This is a genomic window from Oryzophilus luti, assembly GCF_059726245.1.
In genome coordinates, this window is the sequence record NZ_AP040874.1 from 1,166,187 (window position 1) to 1,179,395 (window position 13,209).

Annotated in this window: 14 protein-coding genes; 9 read left to right on the top strand and 5 right to left on the bottom strand. The window is 61.8% G+C overall.

Going from position 1 to position 13,209, the window contains the following annotated elements; translation table 11 throughout:
* Nucleotides 1-107: 107 nt before the first annotated feature.
* Together AC6IZO_RS05085 and AC6IZO_RS05090 are read left to right on the top strand one after the other, a co-directional pair.
* A complete protein-coding gene (locus AC6IZO_RS05085) occupies nucleotides 108-977 on the top strand; it encodes a sulfite exporter TauE/SafE family protein (RefSeq protein ID WP_497808630.1) in 870 nt (289 codons plus the stop codon).
* 12 nt (nucleotides 978-989) lie between these two features.
* Complete coding sequence (locus tag AC6IZO_RS05090; RefSeq protein ID WP_497808632.1) at nucleotides 990-1,388, top strand: DUF1634 domain-containing protein; 399 nt, start codon at nucleotides 990-992, stop codon at nucleotides 1,386-1,388.
* Nucleotides 1,389-1,478: 90 nt separating this feature from the next.
* On the opposite strand, the gene AC6IZO_RS05095 is transcribed toward AC6IZO_RS05090, so the two are convergent.
* Nucleotides 1,479-2,342 (bottom strand): substrate-binding domain-containing protein, encoded by an 864-nt coding sequence (locus AC6IZO_RS05095; RefSeq protein WP_497808634.1) that lies wholly within the window; start codon nucleotides 2,340-2,342, stop codon nucleotides 1,479-1,481.
* 180 nt (nucleotides 2,343-2,522) lie between these two features.
* On the opposite strand from AC6IZO_RS05095, the gene AC6IZO_RS05100 reads away from it, so the two are divergent.
* From AC6IZO_RS05100 to AC6IZO_RS05125, 6 genes are all read left to right on the top strand, one after another.
* Complete coding sequence (locus AC6IZO_RS05100; protein WP_497808636.1) at nucleotides 2,523-3,278, top strand: cytochrome c oxidase subunit 3; 756 nt, start codon at nucleotides 2,523-2,525, stop codon at nucleotides 3,276-3,278.
* A 144-nt stretch (nucleotides 3,279-3,422) separates the two neighbouring features.
* Complete coding sequence (gene uvrA / locus AC6IZO_RS05105; RefSeq protein WP_497808638.1) at nucleotides 3,423-6,326, top strand: excinuclease ABC subunit UvrA; 2,904 nt, start codon at nucleotides 3,423-3,425, stop codon at nucleotides 6,324-6,326.
* The gene (locus AC6IZO_RS05110; protein ID WP_497808640.1) at nucleotides 6,326-7,654 is read left to right on the top strand and encodes a tetratricopeptide repeat protein; all 1,329 of its coding nucleotides are present in this window, start codon (nucleotides 6,326-6,328) and stop codon (nucleotides 7,652-7,654) included. The genes uvrA and AC6IZO_RS05110 overlap by 1 nt, the downstream gene beginning before the upstream one ends.
* Before the next feature lie 68 nt (nucleotides 7,655-7,722).
* The gene (locus tag AC6IZO_RS05115) at nucleotides 7,723-8,181 is read left to right on the top strand and encodes a hypothetical protein (RefSeq protein WP_497808643.1); all 459 of its coding nucleotides are present in this window, start codon (nucleotides 7,723-7,725) and stop codon (nucleotides 8,179-8,181) included.
* Nucleotides 8,178-8,771 carry a hypothetical protein gene (locus AC6IZO_RS05120; RefSeq protein WP_497808645.1) on the top strand — a complete coding sequence of 198 codons (594 nt, stop codon included), beginning with the start codon at nucleotides 8,178-8,180 and terminating at the stop codon, nucleotides 8,769-8,771. The genes AC6IZO_RS05115 and AC6IZO_RS05120 overlap by 4 nt, the downstream gene beginning before the upstream one ends.
* Before the next feature lie 64 nt (nucleotides 8,772-8,835).
* On the top strand, nucleotides 8,836-9,522 hold the full coding sequence (locus tag AC6IZO_RS05125) for a SprT-like domain-containing protein (RefSeq protein WP_497808647.1): 687 nt from the start codon (nucleotides 8,836-8,838) through the stop codon (nucleotides 9,520-9,522).
* Nucleotides 9,523-9,596: 74 nt separating this feature from the next.
* Here AC6IZO_RS05125 and AC6IZO_RS05130 read toward each other — a convergent pair whose 3' ends face one another.
* From AC6IZO_RS05130 to AC6IZO_RS05140, 3 genes are all read right to left on the bottom strand, one after another.
* Nucleotides 9,597-10,082: a bifunctional nuclease family protein gene (locus AC6IZO_RS05130; protein WP_497808649.1), complete on the bottom strand. Its 486-nt coding sequence runs from the start codon at nucleotides 10,080-10,082 to the stop codon at nucleotides 9,597-9,599.
* A 110-nt stretch (nucleotides 10,083-10,192) separates the two neighbouring features.
* A complete protein-coding gene (miaB, locus tag AC6IZO_RS05135; RefSeq protein WP_497809926.1) occupies nucleotides 10,193-11,473 on the bottom strand; it encodes a tRNA (N6-isopentenyl adenosine(37)-C2)-methylthiotransferase MiaB in 1,281 nt (426 codons plus the stop codon).
* Between the two features lie 189 nt (nucleotides 11,474-11,662).
* Nucleotides 11,663-11,962, bottom strand: a complete 300-nt coding sequence (locus AC6IZO_RS05140) for a hypothetical protein (protein WP_497808651.1) — start codon at nucleotides 11,960-11,962, stop codon at nucleotides 11,663-11,665.
* Nucleotides 11,963-12,067: 105 nt separating this feature from the next.
* Here AC6IZO_RS05140 and AC6IZO_RS05145 point away from each other — a divergent pair, with 105 nt between their 5' ends.
* Nucleotides 12,068-12,541 (top strand): glutathione peroxidase, encoded by a 474-nt coding sequence (locus AC6IZO_RS05145; protein ID WP_497808653.1) that lies wholly within the window; start codon nucleotides 12,068-12,070, stop codon nucleotides 12,539-12,541.
* 60 nt (nucleotides 12,542-12,601) lie between these two features.
* Here the strand turns inward: AC6IZO_RS05145 and pdxT are convergent, their stop codons facing one another.
* Nucleotides 12,602-13,171, bottom strand: coding sequence for a pyridoxal 5'-phosphate synthase glutaminase subunit PdxT (gene pdxT, locus AC6IZO_RS05150; RefSeq protein WP_497808655.1), 570 nt, complete (start codon nucleotides 13,169-13,171; stop codon nucleotides 12,602-12,604).
* Nucleotides 13,172-13,209 lie beyond the last annotated feature (38 nt).

Here is a 13,209-nt window from a genome sequence, read left to right on the forward strand (position 1 = left end):
TCTCACGAGACTGGGTGCTCGCGGCTCTCCGTCTGAGTCCTCTATGATGGTGGTGGGGATTGCGTCCCCGTCGGACGCGCACACACATGGAGTACACGCCACTTTTCGTGTTTCTGCTATTTCTCGGCGCCTCGGTCGGCGGCTTCTTCGGTGCGCTGCTCGGCATCGGCGGCGGCATGTTCATGGTGCCGATGATGGTGCTGGCCTGCCATCTGCCGATGAAGGTTGCCGTGGCCGTCAGCATCGTCTCGGTCATCGCCACCTCCAATGCCGGCGGCTCCAAGTACGTTGAGCGGCGCATCACCAATCTGCGGCTTTCCATGCTGCTGGAAATTGCCACCACGATTGGCGCATTGATCGGTGCCATTCTGGCGCTGCACCTCGCCGACTGGGTGCTGCTGTTTGTCTTTTCGCTGGTGCTGCTGAACATGGCCTGGAGCAACTTTGCCACCCGCAAGCTCGACGATCAGCGCATTGCCTCCGGCGGCTTTACCCACATCAAGCAGGATGCGCTCTCGCGCTGGTTGGGGCTGCGAGGCAGCTATTACGACGAAGCCAGCCAGAAGCATGTCGACTACCTGATCTCCGGCGTCGGCGCGGGCTCATTCGTCTCGCTGCTGGCAGGCATCGCGAGCGGCATGCTCGGCATCGGCGGCGGCGCACTGAAGGTTTCCGCCATGAACCGCTACATGAACGTGCCCATGAAGGTTGCCGTCGGCAGCAGCAAGCTGATGATCGGCATCACAGCCGCCGTGAGCGCACTGCTGTTCTTCGTGGCGGGCGCCCTGCAATTTACGCTGGTTGGCCCCATCGCGCTCGGAACCACATTCGGCGCTACCGTGGGCACGCGCGTGATGAACCGGCTTCACAGCGCCACGCTCAAGAAGATGTTGATGGTGCTGATGCTCTATATGGCGTACTCCATGATCGCCAAGGGCCTGGAGATTCGCTTCGGTATGCACTTGCCGAACCTGTAGAGGGGAGAGGATATGGCGGAAGACTTGAAGCACTTTGAAGAGAATGCCCCGCGCAGCAACGTCTACAACGGCGTGCACCATGCGCTGACCCTTGGCATGTACATCAGCACGCCACTGTTCGCACTCGGCGTGGTGCTAGCGCTGCTGCACCCCGCAGGACGCCTGCTGACCTCTGCGGAGCTGACGGCTTATTACCACCCCGCGTACTTGTTCTCTCGCCTGGCGCACTTGGATGCCGAGGCCGTCCTGATGCTCGGAACCATCGCCATGATCCTGACGCCAATTTCCCGCGTCATCGTCTCGCTGGTGGCCTTCGCCATCGACGGCGACCGGCGCTTTGTGCTGGTGACGGCGGTCGTACTGGTCACCATCGCACTGGCCATCGTGCTGGGGATCCTCGGTATCGCCTGAGGAATCGGCGCTATAGGTGCGCCGAGATCGCAGCAAGAGCGAAGGGTTCAGCCGCTCTTCCCGTTCACCTCAAGCAGCCTTTCTCCCCTGCTATCTCGCCTGATGAATGAGGCCCGTGGCCTTTGCGCGGTCATTGGCGTTCAGCGGGTAGTAACCAGCACTCTCCACCACAAGCTGTCCCTCGGCGGAGAGCACCCAGTTGGAGATCTTCCGCTGCGCGTCGTTGAGCGGCTGCGCTTCGGCCCAATAGAGATAGCGGGAAAGGAGGTAGCGCCCTGAGCGCACGTTCTCCATGGTGGTCTCCGGGGCACCGCCGTTGGCGCGCTGGATGCGCAGGTAGCGACTGCGGCGCATTGGGATGGGGCCGCCGAAACCGATGCCATGCGGATCGCCTTCCACCGCATCGGCCGTCTGCTTTGCGGTCGCAAACCCGCGCATGGCGCTATCGAACTCCTCGCCGCCCATTACAACCTCATTGAAAAAAACACTGCCACCAACGACGCTCTCGCTCGAGTAGAGATGAATCGGGGCATCGCGTCCGCCTACCTGCCGCCAGTTCGTGACGCGACCGGCGTAGATATCCCGCAGCTGACCGATGGTAAGTTCCGTGATCGGGTTCGACGAGTTTACATAGACGAGGACAGATTCGATTCCAACTGGGAACTCCAGAACCGGATGATGGGTTGCAGCCTCCACGGCATCGCGCTCGCGCGGGGAGAGCTGCCGTGGCAGCTGGGCAATCTGTGCGCGACCGCTGGCCAGCGCCGACGCTCCGCCGGAGGAACCACCTCCATAAACCAGCAACACCGCTGCCGGGAAAATCTGGCGCAGGCGCTGCGACCATCGCTGCCCCAGCAGCACCATGGAATCCGAACCCCGCACTACTACCGCCTGCTGCGCGGCCGCCATGCCCGCCAGCAAAACCAGAACCAGGAAAAACGCAGACTTTTTCATAGGGACGCTGCATTATGGGCAGGAGGTTGTTAACGGCACGCAACACGCCGGTTGCAGTCGCGTGAAATTCAAAGATTTTCGCCCCACAATCTGCATTTCTGGTCCCTAGAAGTTTTTCCAGCCGGATCGCTCCTCCCTGCATCTACCTAAACAACGGCATTTCTGTGGGGACGACGAAAGTTGGATTCAGAGTTCAGATACGGTGCTTTGCAGACCGGCGGCGGCGACCGTGGCGTGCTTCCGCCCATGCCGCACGGTGGCTCCGGTGGCGGTGGTGGCAGTAACGACCGCCCTGGCGATGCCGAGTACTTCCGCGACCGTCTACGCATGTTCCGGCTGGGGCTGAATCTGCTGCTGGGCGGCGTGGGCGTGCTGTTTCTGGTCTTTACCACCGTCTTTGCTGCGCGCAAGCTCGCCGGCGGCTACTACAGTCCGCAACTGCACCGGCGTGTGTCAGATTGGCAGCAAGTGGCGCTTCCGCTGGGCTTGCTCGCCTTCAACACCTTCATTCTCGCCATCAGCTCCTTCACGGCGGAGTGCTCCCGACGCGCGGCCCGCATGGAATCCATTCTGTTCCCGGCATGCAGCATTCCCGGTGTAAGGCTTGAGCGAAGCTGGTCGCTATGGTGGGCGCGAGGAACGGCCCTACTTGGCGTGCTCTTCCTCGCTGGACAGTGGCTGGCGTGGCAGCAGCTTTACAACCACGGCACGCTCGTCAATTCCAACCCGGCGGCGACCTTCTTCTTCCTTGTGACCGGCACGCACGGATTGCATGTCGCAGGCGGCCTGCTGGCGCTGGCGTGGGCTGGCTTTGCCCCTGAATCGCTTCGCTCTGTCGAAGCCCGTTGCATCAACACAGAGATCAGCAGCCGCTACTGGCACTTCATGGGCGCCATGTGGCTCTACGTGCTGGCCGTCATGGTCGCCCTTCACTGATCCTCCGCTTCGCGCTTGCTGCTCATTGAGCCGCCTTGCCGCGCATGGGTATAATTGAAAGATTCATCAGCAGGTTTGCGGCTTGCTGTGCGGGTCTCCTCACAACTGGGTGGGAGGAGCGTTGCCGGCGCCGCCGGGTACCCCATGTCGAATGATGCGATCATCGTGCGCGGCGCGCGCATGCACAACCTGAAGAATATCGACTTCGAAATCCCGCATAACACGTTGACCGTGGTGACGGGCGTTTCGGGATCGGGCAAAAGCTCGCTCGCCTTCGACACCATCTATGCCGAGGGGCAGCGCCGCTACGTCGAATCGCTCTCCGCCTACGCACGCCAGTTTCTGGAGCGCATCGAGAAGCCCGAGGTTGACATCATTGACGGCATCGCACCGGCCGTTGCCATCCGGCAAAAGAACCAGACCCGCAACCCGCGCTCGACCGTGGCCACCGCCACGGAGATTTACGATTACCTTCGCCTGCTCTATGCGCGCATTGGCCGCACGTTCTGCCGCGTCTGCGGCAAGCCGGTCACCAAGGACACTGTCGACGAAGTAGCCTCGCGCATGCTGGGCCTGCCCGAGAGCACGCGTCTGCAGGTGCTCTTTCCCTTGCTGCCGCCTCCTCCTCCGCAGGAACCGGAGAAGAAGCCCCGAGGCCGCAAGAAGAAAGCCGCTCCGCCCGATACCGGCGAGTTGCTGAAAGAGCGCCTCGGCGAACTTCGCAAGCGCGGCTTTAACCGCCTTTATCAGAACGGCGAAATCTTTGAGTTCTCCACGCCTGAGTCGCTGCTGGAGATTGACTTCACCAAGCCCGTCTACATCCTGCTCGACCGCATCATGATCGAGTCGGAGGCGCGCTCGCGGCTGGTGGAGGCCATTGAAAGCGGCTATCGCGAGGCGGGCGAAGTCATCTTTGAGACCGCCCCCCGCGAAGGCACGCCCGAGCGTTTCCGCTTCTCGCAGAACTTCGAGTGCAAGAGCTGCAACATTGCCTACGAGGAGCCTGAGCCGCGCCTGTTCTCCTTCAATAATCCCTACGGCGCGTGCCCGCGTTGCCAGGGCTTTGGCAACACCATCGACTTCGACATGGACCTTGTGATTCCGGACAAATCGAAGTCGTTGAATGAAGGCGCGATTGAGCCTTGGACCAAGCCCAAAGCCCGCCAGCTTGCGACGGAAATGCGCCGCTATGCGCGCAGCGTCGGCATTCCGCTCGACGTACCGTGGAGCGAATTGAGCGAGGAACATCGCGCCATCCTCATCGACGGCAACGACGATTTCTGGGGCGTGCGCGGATTCTTCGAGCATCTGGAGCGCAAGAAGTACAAGCTGCACGTGCGTGTCTTCCTCAGCCGCTACCGCGGTTATTCGCTGTGCTCGGAGTGCCGTGGCGCTCGCCTGCGCTCGGAGGCCCGCCTTGTCCGCATCGGCGGCAAGGACATCTGCTCGCTCTGCAAGCTGACCGTCGAGCAGGCCGCGGAGTTCTTCCGCACGCTCGAACTGTCAAAGCAGGAGCGCGACATCGCCGCCAAGCTGCTCGAAGAGATTCAGATGCGCCTGCGCTTCATGAATGAAGTGGGCCTGGAGTATCTGACACTCGACCGCTTGTCTTCCACCCTGAGCGGCGGAGAGGCACAGCGTATCCAGCTTGCCACTTCGCTCGGCTCGCAGTTGGTCGGGACGCTCTACGTGCTCGACGAGCCGTCGATCGGCCTGCATCCGCGCGACACCGCCAAGCTGGTGAAGATCCTCAAGAGCCTGCGCGACCTTGGCAACACCATCCTCGTCGTCGAGCACGATCCGGAGGTGATGACCGAAGCGGACCGCATCCTTGACCTTGGCCCCGGCGCGGGCGAGCATGGCGGCAAGCTGGTGGCGGAAGGCACCTACGACGAGATCACGAAGAACCCTGTGTCTCTGACCGGCCGTTACCTGGCTGGAGAGCTGCACATTCCCATTCCGCAGAACCGCCGCGCGCGCGGCAAACAGCAACTCAAGCTGGTGGGAGTGCGTGGGCATAACCTGAAAGGCTTTGACCTCTCCATCCCGCTCGGCATGATTGTGGCGATCACCGGCGTCTCCGGCTCCGGCAAAAGCACGCTGGTGCATGAGGTTCTCTATCGCGCACTTTCGGCCGCCAAGCAGCAGACCACCGGCGTGGCCAGCGACGGCAGTGTGCGCGAACTGCACGGCGACCAGTGGGTGGACGAGGTAGTGCTGGTGGATCAGTCGCCCATCGGGCGCACGCCGCGCTCGAACCCCATCACCTATATCAAGGCCTTCGACCAGATCCGCGAACTGTTTGCCGCGCAGCCGGAATCCGTAAGGCACGGCTACGGCGCGGGGCATTTCTCCTTCAACATCCCCGGCGGACGCTGCGAAACCTGCCAGGGTGATGGCACGGTGACGGTCGAAATGCAGTTCCTGGCCGACGTGGAGCTTATCTGCGAAGACTGCAAAGGCACGCGATACAAGCCGGAGATTCTAGCCGTGCGCTACCACGGCAAGAACATTCACGACGTCCTCAACCTGACGGTGAAAGAGGCTCTGCAATTCTTCAGCGGCGTGAACAAGTTGCAGGAGAAACTGCGCGTGCTGGATGAAGTTGGCCTCGGCTATCTGCGGCTCGGCCAGTCGGCCACAACGCTCAGCGGCGGCGAGGCACAGCGCATGAAACTGGCGGCCCACCTGCAACCCATGGCGCGCGAGGTTCGCCGTGTGGACGCCGAGGGCCACGTCATTCGCGGACACAACCACACGCTCTACATCTTCGATGAGCCGACGACAGGCCTGCACTTTGACGATGTGAGCAAGCTGCTGGCATCGTTCCAGCGCCTCATCGATTCGGGTGGCTCCGTGCTGGTCATCGAGCACAATCTCGACGTGATCAAGGTGGCCGACTGGGTGATTGATCTTGGCCCGGAGGGCGGCGACCGCGGCGGTACCATTGTGGCGGAAGGTACCCCGGAGCAGGTTGCGGCGGCGCCCGGTTCCTACACCGGACAGTGGCTGGCTCGTGTGCTTCCGCAGCCGGTGGTGAACGAATAATGCAACGGCTCACGACAACGCTGATCGTGTTCCTGCTGGTTGCTCTGTCCGGCGCCGGGCAGGCTCAGACGCGCAAAGCCCCTCGCACGGAGCAGTCGGCTCCGGCAAGCGGGGCCGCGGCGCACCTGACGCAGGCCGAGGCCGCGATGGACAAGCAGGAGTGGGCGGCAGCCGAAAAGCTGCTCACGGACCTGACAAGCAGTAAGCAGTATGCGGCGCGCGCGTGGTTCGACCTTGGCTACCTTTACCACGCCACCGAGCGCCGCCCGCAGGCCATTGACGCCTACCGCAAGGCAGTGGAGGCCGATCCGAGTGTCTTTGAGGCCAACCTGAATCTGGGCCTGTTGCTGGCTGGCGCGAATGATCCCGAGGCCGCAAAGTTCCTGAAGATTGCCACGGCGCTAAAGCCCACGGCCCATCCTCAACACCAGATGGCTCGCGCATGGATCGCTCTCGGTCAGGTACTCTCCGCCAAGGACAAGGATGCTGCCCGCGATGCGCTGCAACGAGGGCTGGCACTCGATCCCAAGAACGTCTCTGCGCACCTTGAGTTCGGTGACCTGCTTGGCCAGTCCGGCGACTGGGCCGGCGCAGAGAAGGAATTCCAAACGGCCGCCGACCTCGACCCAACATCGGCAGACGCACAGGCCGCGCTCGCCAACGCCTCCATGGAGCAGAAGAAGTTTCCGGCGGCGGAGGCGGCCCTCCGCAAGTTCCTAGCAACCAATGGCACCAGCGTGGTAGCCCACCTGCAACTGGCGCGCGTGCTCTCTGCGCAGGACCGCTACGTGGAGGCCATCCCCGAATACCAGCGTGTTCTGGAGCTGAAAGCTGACGACGGCGATGCCCTGCGCGAACTGGGCGCGATCTATAACATCCGCAAAGAGTTCCCTGCCGCCGAAGATACCTTCCGCAAGGCGCTGGCTGTCAATCCGAAGGACCCGCTCATTCACCACGGACTGGGCTTTGCCCTGATGCACCAGAAGCGCTGGAAGGAAGCGCAGGACGAGCTGCTCAAGACCGTCAACCTTAAGCCAGACTTTGGCAGCGCCTACGGCGACCTTGCATTGGTCTTTGATGAGCAGCAGAATTACCCGGCGGCGCTCAAGGCACTCGACTACCGCGCAAAGTACCTGGAGGAAACGGCCGGAACTTTATTTACGCGCGCGACCTGCTTCGATCATCTAAAGGACTACAAGACGGCATCGGTCTTTTACAAACAGTTTCTTGACGCGGCGGGCGGTCGCTTTCCTGACCAGGAGTGGCAGGCGCGCCACCGCCTGATCGCGATTGATCCGGAAAGCCGCGACAAGGCGCGGAAGAAGTAACGCAATCGCGGAGGCGGCCTCGCTTGGCGGTTTCCGCAACAGTCAGCAGTCTTCTCATTGGGGGCAGGATGAGGGTCTGGTTGGTTGCCGGGTTTGTGGTAGGGCTGGCGCTGGGCACCTGCGCGGCGCAGGATGATGCCGTGCGCCGCCTGGAGCAGATTGCCGACGGCTCCGATGGAAGCGACTGCGCGCGCTACTCGCTGGCCGTTGCCCTGCACACCATCGAAACCGCCAACCATCACTACAATGACGGCGAAGTAGACCAGGCGGAAACGGCCGTGAACCTGACCATGCACTATGCCGAGCGTGGCGCCAAGTGCGCACTCTTCTCCCGCAAACAGCAGCGCGAGACAGAGATCTCTCTCCGTCGTCTCTCCAAGCGCTTCTCCGACATTGAACGGTCCCTCTCCTATGACGACCGCCCCCTGGTGCATGCGCAAATCGATAAAATTGATAACTGGCGCTCGCAGCTCATGGTCGCCATGTTCGGAGGCAAAGCCTCCGAGGCGCTGAAGCCCCGCGAATGAAACGCCTGCCCGCCATTGTCGCCGCACTGATGCTCGCCTTGCCCGTGATGGCGCAGCAGCGCCACGATCCGCTCAACAACAAGGAAATCGACCAGTTGCGCGACACGGCGCAGCAGCCCGAAGACCGCATCAAGCTGCTGGTCAAGTTCGCCCGCGCGCGGCTGGAGCAGGTGGAGAAATTGCGTGCCACGCCGGGCACCTCCGATCCCTCCCTCGCCGCGCAGCTCGATGATTTCACCGATCTGATTGACGAGCTGGACGTGAACCTGGACAGCTACAACCGCAGCAGCGCCGACCTGCGCAAGCCCCTGCATGCCGTGATCGCCGCCGACACGGAGTTCAAGGTCAAGTTGCGCGCCATGGCCCAGGAACTGCCAGAGGGCGTAAAGACAGATTTCGCAATTGCCTTGGAGAGTGCATTGGATTCAGTCACCTCAAGCGGCAGCAGCGCACGCGCCATGCTGGCGCAACAGCTTGAACGCAAGGGCCAGGAGAAGGCGGAGATAAACAAGAAGCCTACGCAGAAGAAACCTGCCGACGTAAAGCCGCCGGAGCCTCCCGCGCCGATGAGTGAGAAGCCGCCCTACTAGGCATTCTGCAACTTCCGCCATGCATCGCGCGCCGCGTTCGCACGCGTGGTACCCTGAAACTGTCTTGACCGAACCGTTGCAGAAGCTGTTGGAAGAGTGCTACCGGGAACTGCGGCCGCGGGCGCCCCTGCCCGAACTGGAGCTACAGTTCTATCCCTTTGCGAACATCAACAACACCATACGGCTGCGCGAGGGCCGGCTGAAGCTGCGCCTGAGCGACCTGCTGGAAGGCGCGCCGGAGACCGTGCTGAAGGCCATCGTGCACATCCTGATGGCGAAGATCTATAAGAAGCCCATCGAGGCCCTGCACGCCACGCGCTACCGCCGATACATCTCCAGCCACGACATGGCGGCCAAGGCGCAGCTTGTGCGCCAGATGCGCGGACGCAAGCACATTGATACCCCCGAAGGCGCCGTCTACAACCTCGAAGCAATTTTCGATGAGTTGAACACGCGATTCTTCTACGGACTGCTGGCGCGTCCGCAGATGACCTGGAGCGCCGAGCGTGCACGCAACATGCTGGGCCACTACGACCCGGCGCACAACACCATCGTCGTCAGCCGCATCTTCGACCACCCGCGCGTGCCGCGCTACGCCATCGACTACCTTGTCTACCACGAGATGCTGCACCTGAAGCACCCCGTGCGGCTGCGCGGCTCGCGGCGCTGCGTGCACGGCAAGGAATTCATGGCCGACGAGAAGCTGTTCCCTGAGTTGGAAGAAGCCAAGGCGTTCCTGAAGACGCTCTAGCGCACACGTGAGTATCAGCAATCAAAAGCCCCGATCATCGTCGGGGCTTCGCTTCTTCATATTCTCGGCTGGCGTTACATCTTGTATTTGCCAAGGTCGTCGTCGCCGAGGTTGTCGAGCCATTTGCGTAGCTCTTCAGCCGTCACCTGGTCGGTGCCGTTGGTGGTGATCTTGACGTGCTTCAGGACGGAATCATCCACATAGATCGGGCAATCCATGCGGAGGGCAAGCGCCAGCGCATCGGAAGGACGAGCGTCGAGCGTGAAGTGCTCGCCGCCGCGTTCCGCCCAGATGGCGGCAAAGAACGTGTCATCGCGCAATTCCGTGACGACCACACGCTCCACGGTCGCACCAAGCCCCACGAAGATATTTTTCAGCAGGTCATGCGTCATCGGGCGCGGCGTGGCAACCTTTTCGATCTCGAGCGCAATGGCATTGGCTTCATAGACGCCTACCCAGATGGGCAGGATGGCATCGGAGGCCATGTCGCGGAGCACGACGATCGGCATGTTCGTCACCGGGTCCATCATCAGTCCGCGAATTTTCATCTCGATTTCCATCGTGCGCTCCTTCCCTTTTGGATGAGGCTACCACGCGAAGGGATTCGATGCGAGCGGGCGACCGCATGCGCAAGAACGGTGCGCCACAAAAGCAAGCAGACGCTTGCCGCCTACTCCACCACCATCTCGCCGGAGAGGCTGTTAGGATGCGTGCGCAGGACGTGTGCGCGCACGTAGGCACCCAGCGCCGGGCGCGACACACCCTCCGGCAGCGTGAAGTTGAAGGTCTTGTTCTGCGAGGTGCGGCCGATGACCTGCGCGCGCTGCTCGTTGTAGCCCTCCACCATCACCTCAATGGTCTGCCCCATGTGGCGCTTGTAGCGCTCGCGCTGGATTTCCTGCTGCTGCGCGTTGAGCAGATGCAGGCGGCGCGTCTTCTCCTCTTCCGCGATGCTGTCCGGCATCTCGATGGCCGGAGTGTTCGGGCGCGGAGAGTACTTAAAGGTGAACGCACCGTCATAGCCCACTTCGCGCATCAGCGACATCGTCTCTTCAAACTCGGCCTCGGTCTCGCCGGGGAAGCCCACGATGATGTCGGTGGTGAGCGAGATGTCGCGCTTCGTGGCCTTCAGCCAGCCGATGCGCTCTAGGTACTGCTCGCGCGTGTACTCGCGGTTCATGGCCGCCAGCACGCGGCTGGAGCCACTCTGCACCGGCAGGTGCACATGGTCGCAGAGCGTGGGAATGGCGTCGATGGCATCCACAATGTCTTTGGTAAAGTGGCGCGGGTGCGAGGTGGTGAAGCGCACACGGCATATGCCGTTGATGAGACCGACTGCCGAGAGCAGGTCGGCAAAGCTCTTCTTGCCAAGTGGATCGGCGTAAGAGTTCACGTTCTGCCCGAGGAGTTGAATGTCCGTATAACCGGCATCGACCATCTGCCGAGCCTCGGCCAGCACGGCCTCTGAACTGCGGCTGCGCTCCTTGCCGCGCGTATAGGGCACCACGCAGTAGGCGCAGAACTTGTCGCAGCCTTCAATGATGGTGATATAGCCGCGGTGCTGGTTGCTGCGCGCGGTGAACGGCGTCTCAAAGGTCTCGCCCGACTGCCGGTCGTCAAGGCCCGTGGCGCGCTCGCCATGCTCGATCTGCACCAGAAGATTCGCCAAATTGCTGTAGCTGGCCGAGCCGGCCACCAGCGAGACGTGCGGCGCCCGCTCGAAGATCTTTTCGCCCTCCTGCTGCGCTACGCAGCCAATGACGGCGAAGCGCTTTCCCTGCTCCTGCAGCCGCTTATAGTCCGTCAGGCGATGGAAGACCTTCTGCTCCGCCTTGTCGCGGATGGAGCAGGTGTTGTAGAGGATCAGATCGGCCTCTTCGACCGACTGGACCTGGCGATAGCCTTCGGAGATGAGCGTTCCAATGACCTTTTCCGAGTCATGGAAGTTCATCTGGCAGCCGAAAGTCTCGATGAAAAATGTCTTCTGCGTGGTGCTCACTGCGGGCGCATCCTCGGCTTTCAGTATACCGAACAGCAGCGCCTTCAGTTGCGGCTCCCCAACGGGCCGGGTGCAAAAGCGAAGGCCCGCAGATTGCTCCGCGGGCCTCTCACCCCTTCCTTCCGTTTACCCAAAGTTCGCTTAATGAGTTCCGATCAATCTGCCTTCCATCTCTTCCAATTCTTCTGCCTCAACCACAGGCTCATCTCCCAGTGGCATCTCGTCGTGCAGCACTTCCCGGATGTCGATCGGGTCGCCGAAACGCCGGTCCTCGTTGTGCAAGTGGAGCCCAAACTGCGTCTTTTTCGTCTGGGTCATTGTCGTGTCCCCTGGCGCTGGCGTGCGCGCCTCAAAGTTAGAAATGAGAAAGAATGCGATGCGGCCGGTGCCGCTCCCGTGCAGTCCGGCCCGATAGGATACCCCCGCCTTCGCCAGGCGCATCCTACCCTCCGAAGAAAGATATTTATCGATTTCAAATTGGTAACGCCCGGAAGCAACTCCGAGGCTGCGCCCGTCATCGAATCACCAGCGGTACCGGAGGATGGGATGGGATTCTATGAGATGAGCGCCCAGCGCAACGACGGCAGCATGCAATCGCTGGCCGATTACAAAGGCAAGGTGGTGCTGGTGGTCAACACGGCCAGCAAGTGCGGGTTTACGCCGCAATACAAGGGCTTACAGCAGCTTTATGAGGTCTTCCACGACCGCGGGCTTGAAATCCTTGCTTTCCCCTGCGACCAGTTCGGGCGTCAGGAGCCCGGCACCGACACCGAGATCAAGGGCTTCTGCGAGCTGAACTACGGCGTCAGTTTTCCGCTCTTCCACAAAGTCGAGGTCAACGGCGACAACACGCACCCGGTCTTCCGCTTCCTCAAGGAACAGAAGGGCGGCCTGCTGGGCAACGCCATCAAGTGGAACTTCACAAAGTTTCTGCTTGACCGCGAGGGCAATGTTGTTGACCGTTATGCCCCCACCACCACGCCCGAGAGCCTGACCGAAGCGATTGAGAAGCTGCTGTAAAGGAAAAGGCACGGCCTCAAAGCCGTGCCTCAACTCTTCTTGAAGGTTCACGACGACTCGCTACGCGACCGCCTGCTTCACCATCTCCACGAACAGCGTATGCACGCGCGGGTCTTCGCTCAACTCGGGATGGAAGGTAGCGGCCAGCGTGTGTCCCTGACGCACCAGCACGGGATGGCCTTCGCGTTCGGCCAGCACCTCAACCGTGGCTCCGGCGGACTCAATGCGCGGAGCACGTATGTAGACCTGCTCCAGTGGCGCGCCGCCCAGCTTGCTTGCGCCGGTCACGATGGAGGAATCCACCTGGCGTCCATAGGCGTTGCGGCGCACCACCACATCGAGCACGCCAAGGCCCTTCTGCGGCGGGTTCTCCACCTCGCGCGCCAGCAGGATGCAGCCTGCACAGGTGCCAAAGGTCGGCTTGCTGCGGACGAAAGCTTCCAGCCGCGCAAAACCCGCTTGTCCCAACAGGTTCAAAAACACCGATGATTCTCCGCCGGGGATCACCAGACCTGCGACCTCGTCGAGTTGCTCCGGCTTACGCACCAGCACGGTCTCCACGCCCAAGTCCTCCAGGCGGCGGCGATGCGCGTCAAAATCACCCTGTAATGCCAGTACCCCAATCTTCATCTTCCTAGACTAGCACCTCCAGAACACGGTAGAGTGCA

Coding starts and splice junctions, on each gene's coding strand:
- AC6IZO_RS05090 (WP_497808632.1), top strand. CDS start 990: ATGGCGGAAGACTTGAAGCACTTTGAAGAGAATGCCCCGCGCAGCAAC.
- AC6IZO_RS05095 (WP_497808634.1), bottom strand. CDS start 2,342: ATGAAAAAGTCTGCGTTTTTCCTGGTTCTGGTTTTGCTGGCGGGCATG.
- uvrA (WP_497808638.1), top strand. CDS start 3,423: ATGTCGAATGATGCGATCATCGTGCGCGGCGCGCGCATGCACAACCTG.
- AC6IZO_RS05110 (WP_497808640.1), top strand. CDS start 6,326: ATGCAACGGCTCACGACAACGCTGATCGTGTTCCTGCTGGTTGCTCTG.
- AC6IZO_RS05115 (WP_497808643.1), top strand. CDS start 7,723: ATGAGGGTCTGGTTGGTTGCCGGGTTTGTGGTAGGGCTGGCGCTGGGC.
- AC6IZO_RS05120 (WP_497808645.1), top strand. CDS start 8,178: ATGAAACGCCTGCCCGCCATTGTCGCCGCACTGATGCTCGCCTTGCCC.
- AC6IZO_RS05130 (WP_497808649.1), bottom strand. CDS start 10,082: ATGGAAATCGAGATGAAAATTCGCGGACTGATGATGGACCCGGTGACG.
- miaB (WP_497809926.1), bottom strand. CDS start 11,473: ATGAACTTCCATGACTCGGAAAAGGTCATTGGAACGCTCATCTCCGAA.
- AC6IZO_RS05140 (WP_497808651.1), bottom strand. CDS start 11,962: ATGCGCCTGGCGAAGGCGGGGGTATCCTATCGGGCCGGACTGCACGGG.
- AC6IZO_RS05145 (WP_497808653.1), top strand. CDS start 12,068: ATGGGATTCTATGAGATGAGCGCCCAGCGCAACGACGGCAGCATGCAA.
- pdxT (WP_497808655.1), bottom strand. CDS start 13,171: ATGAAGATTGGGGTACTGGCATTACAGGGTGATTTTGACGCGCATCGC.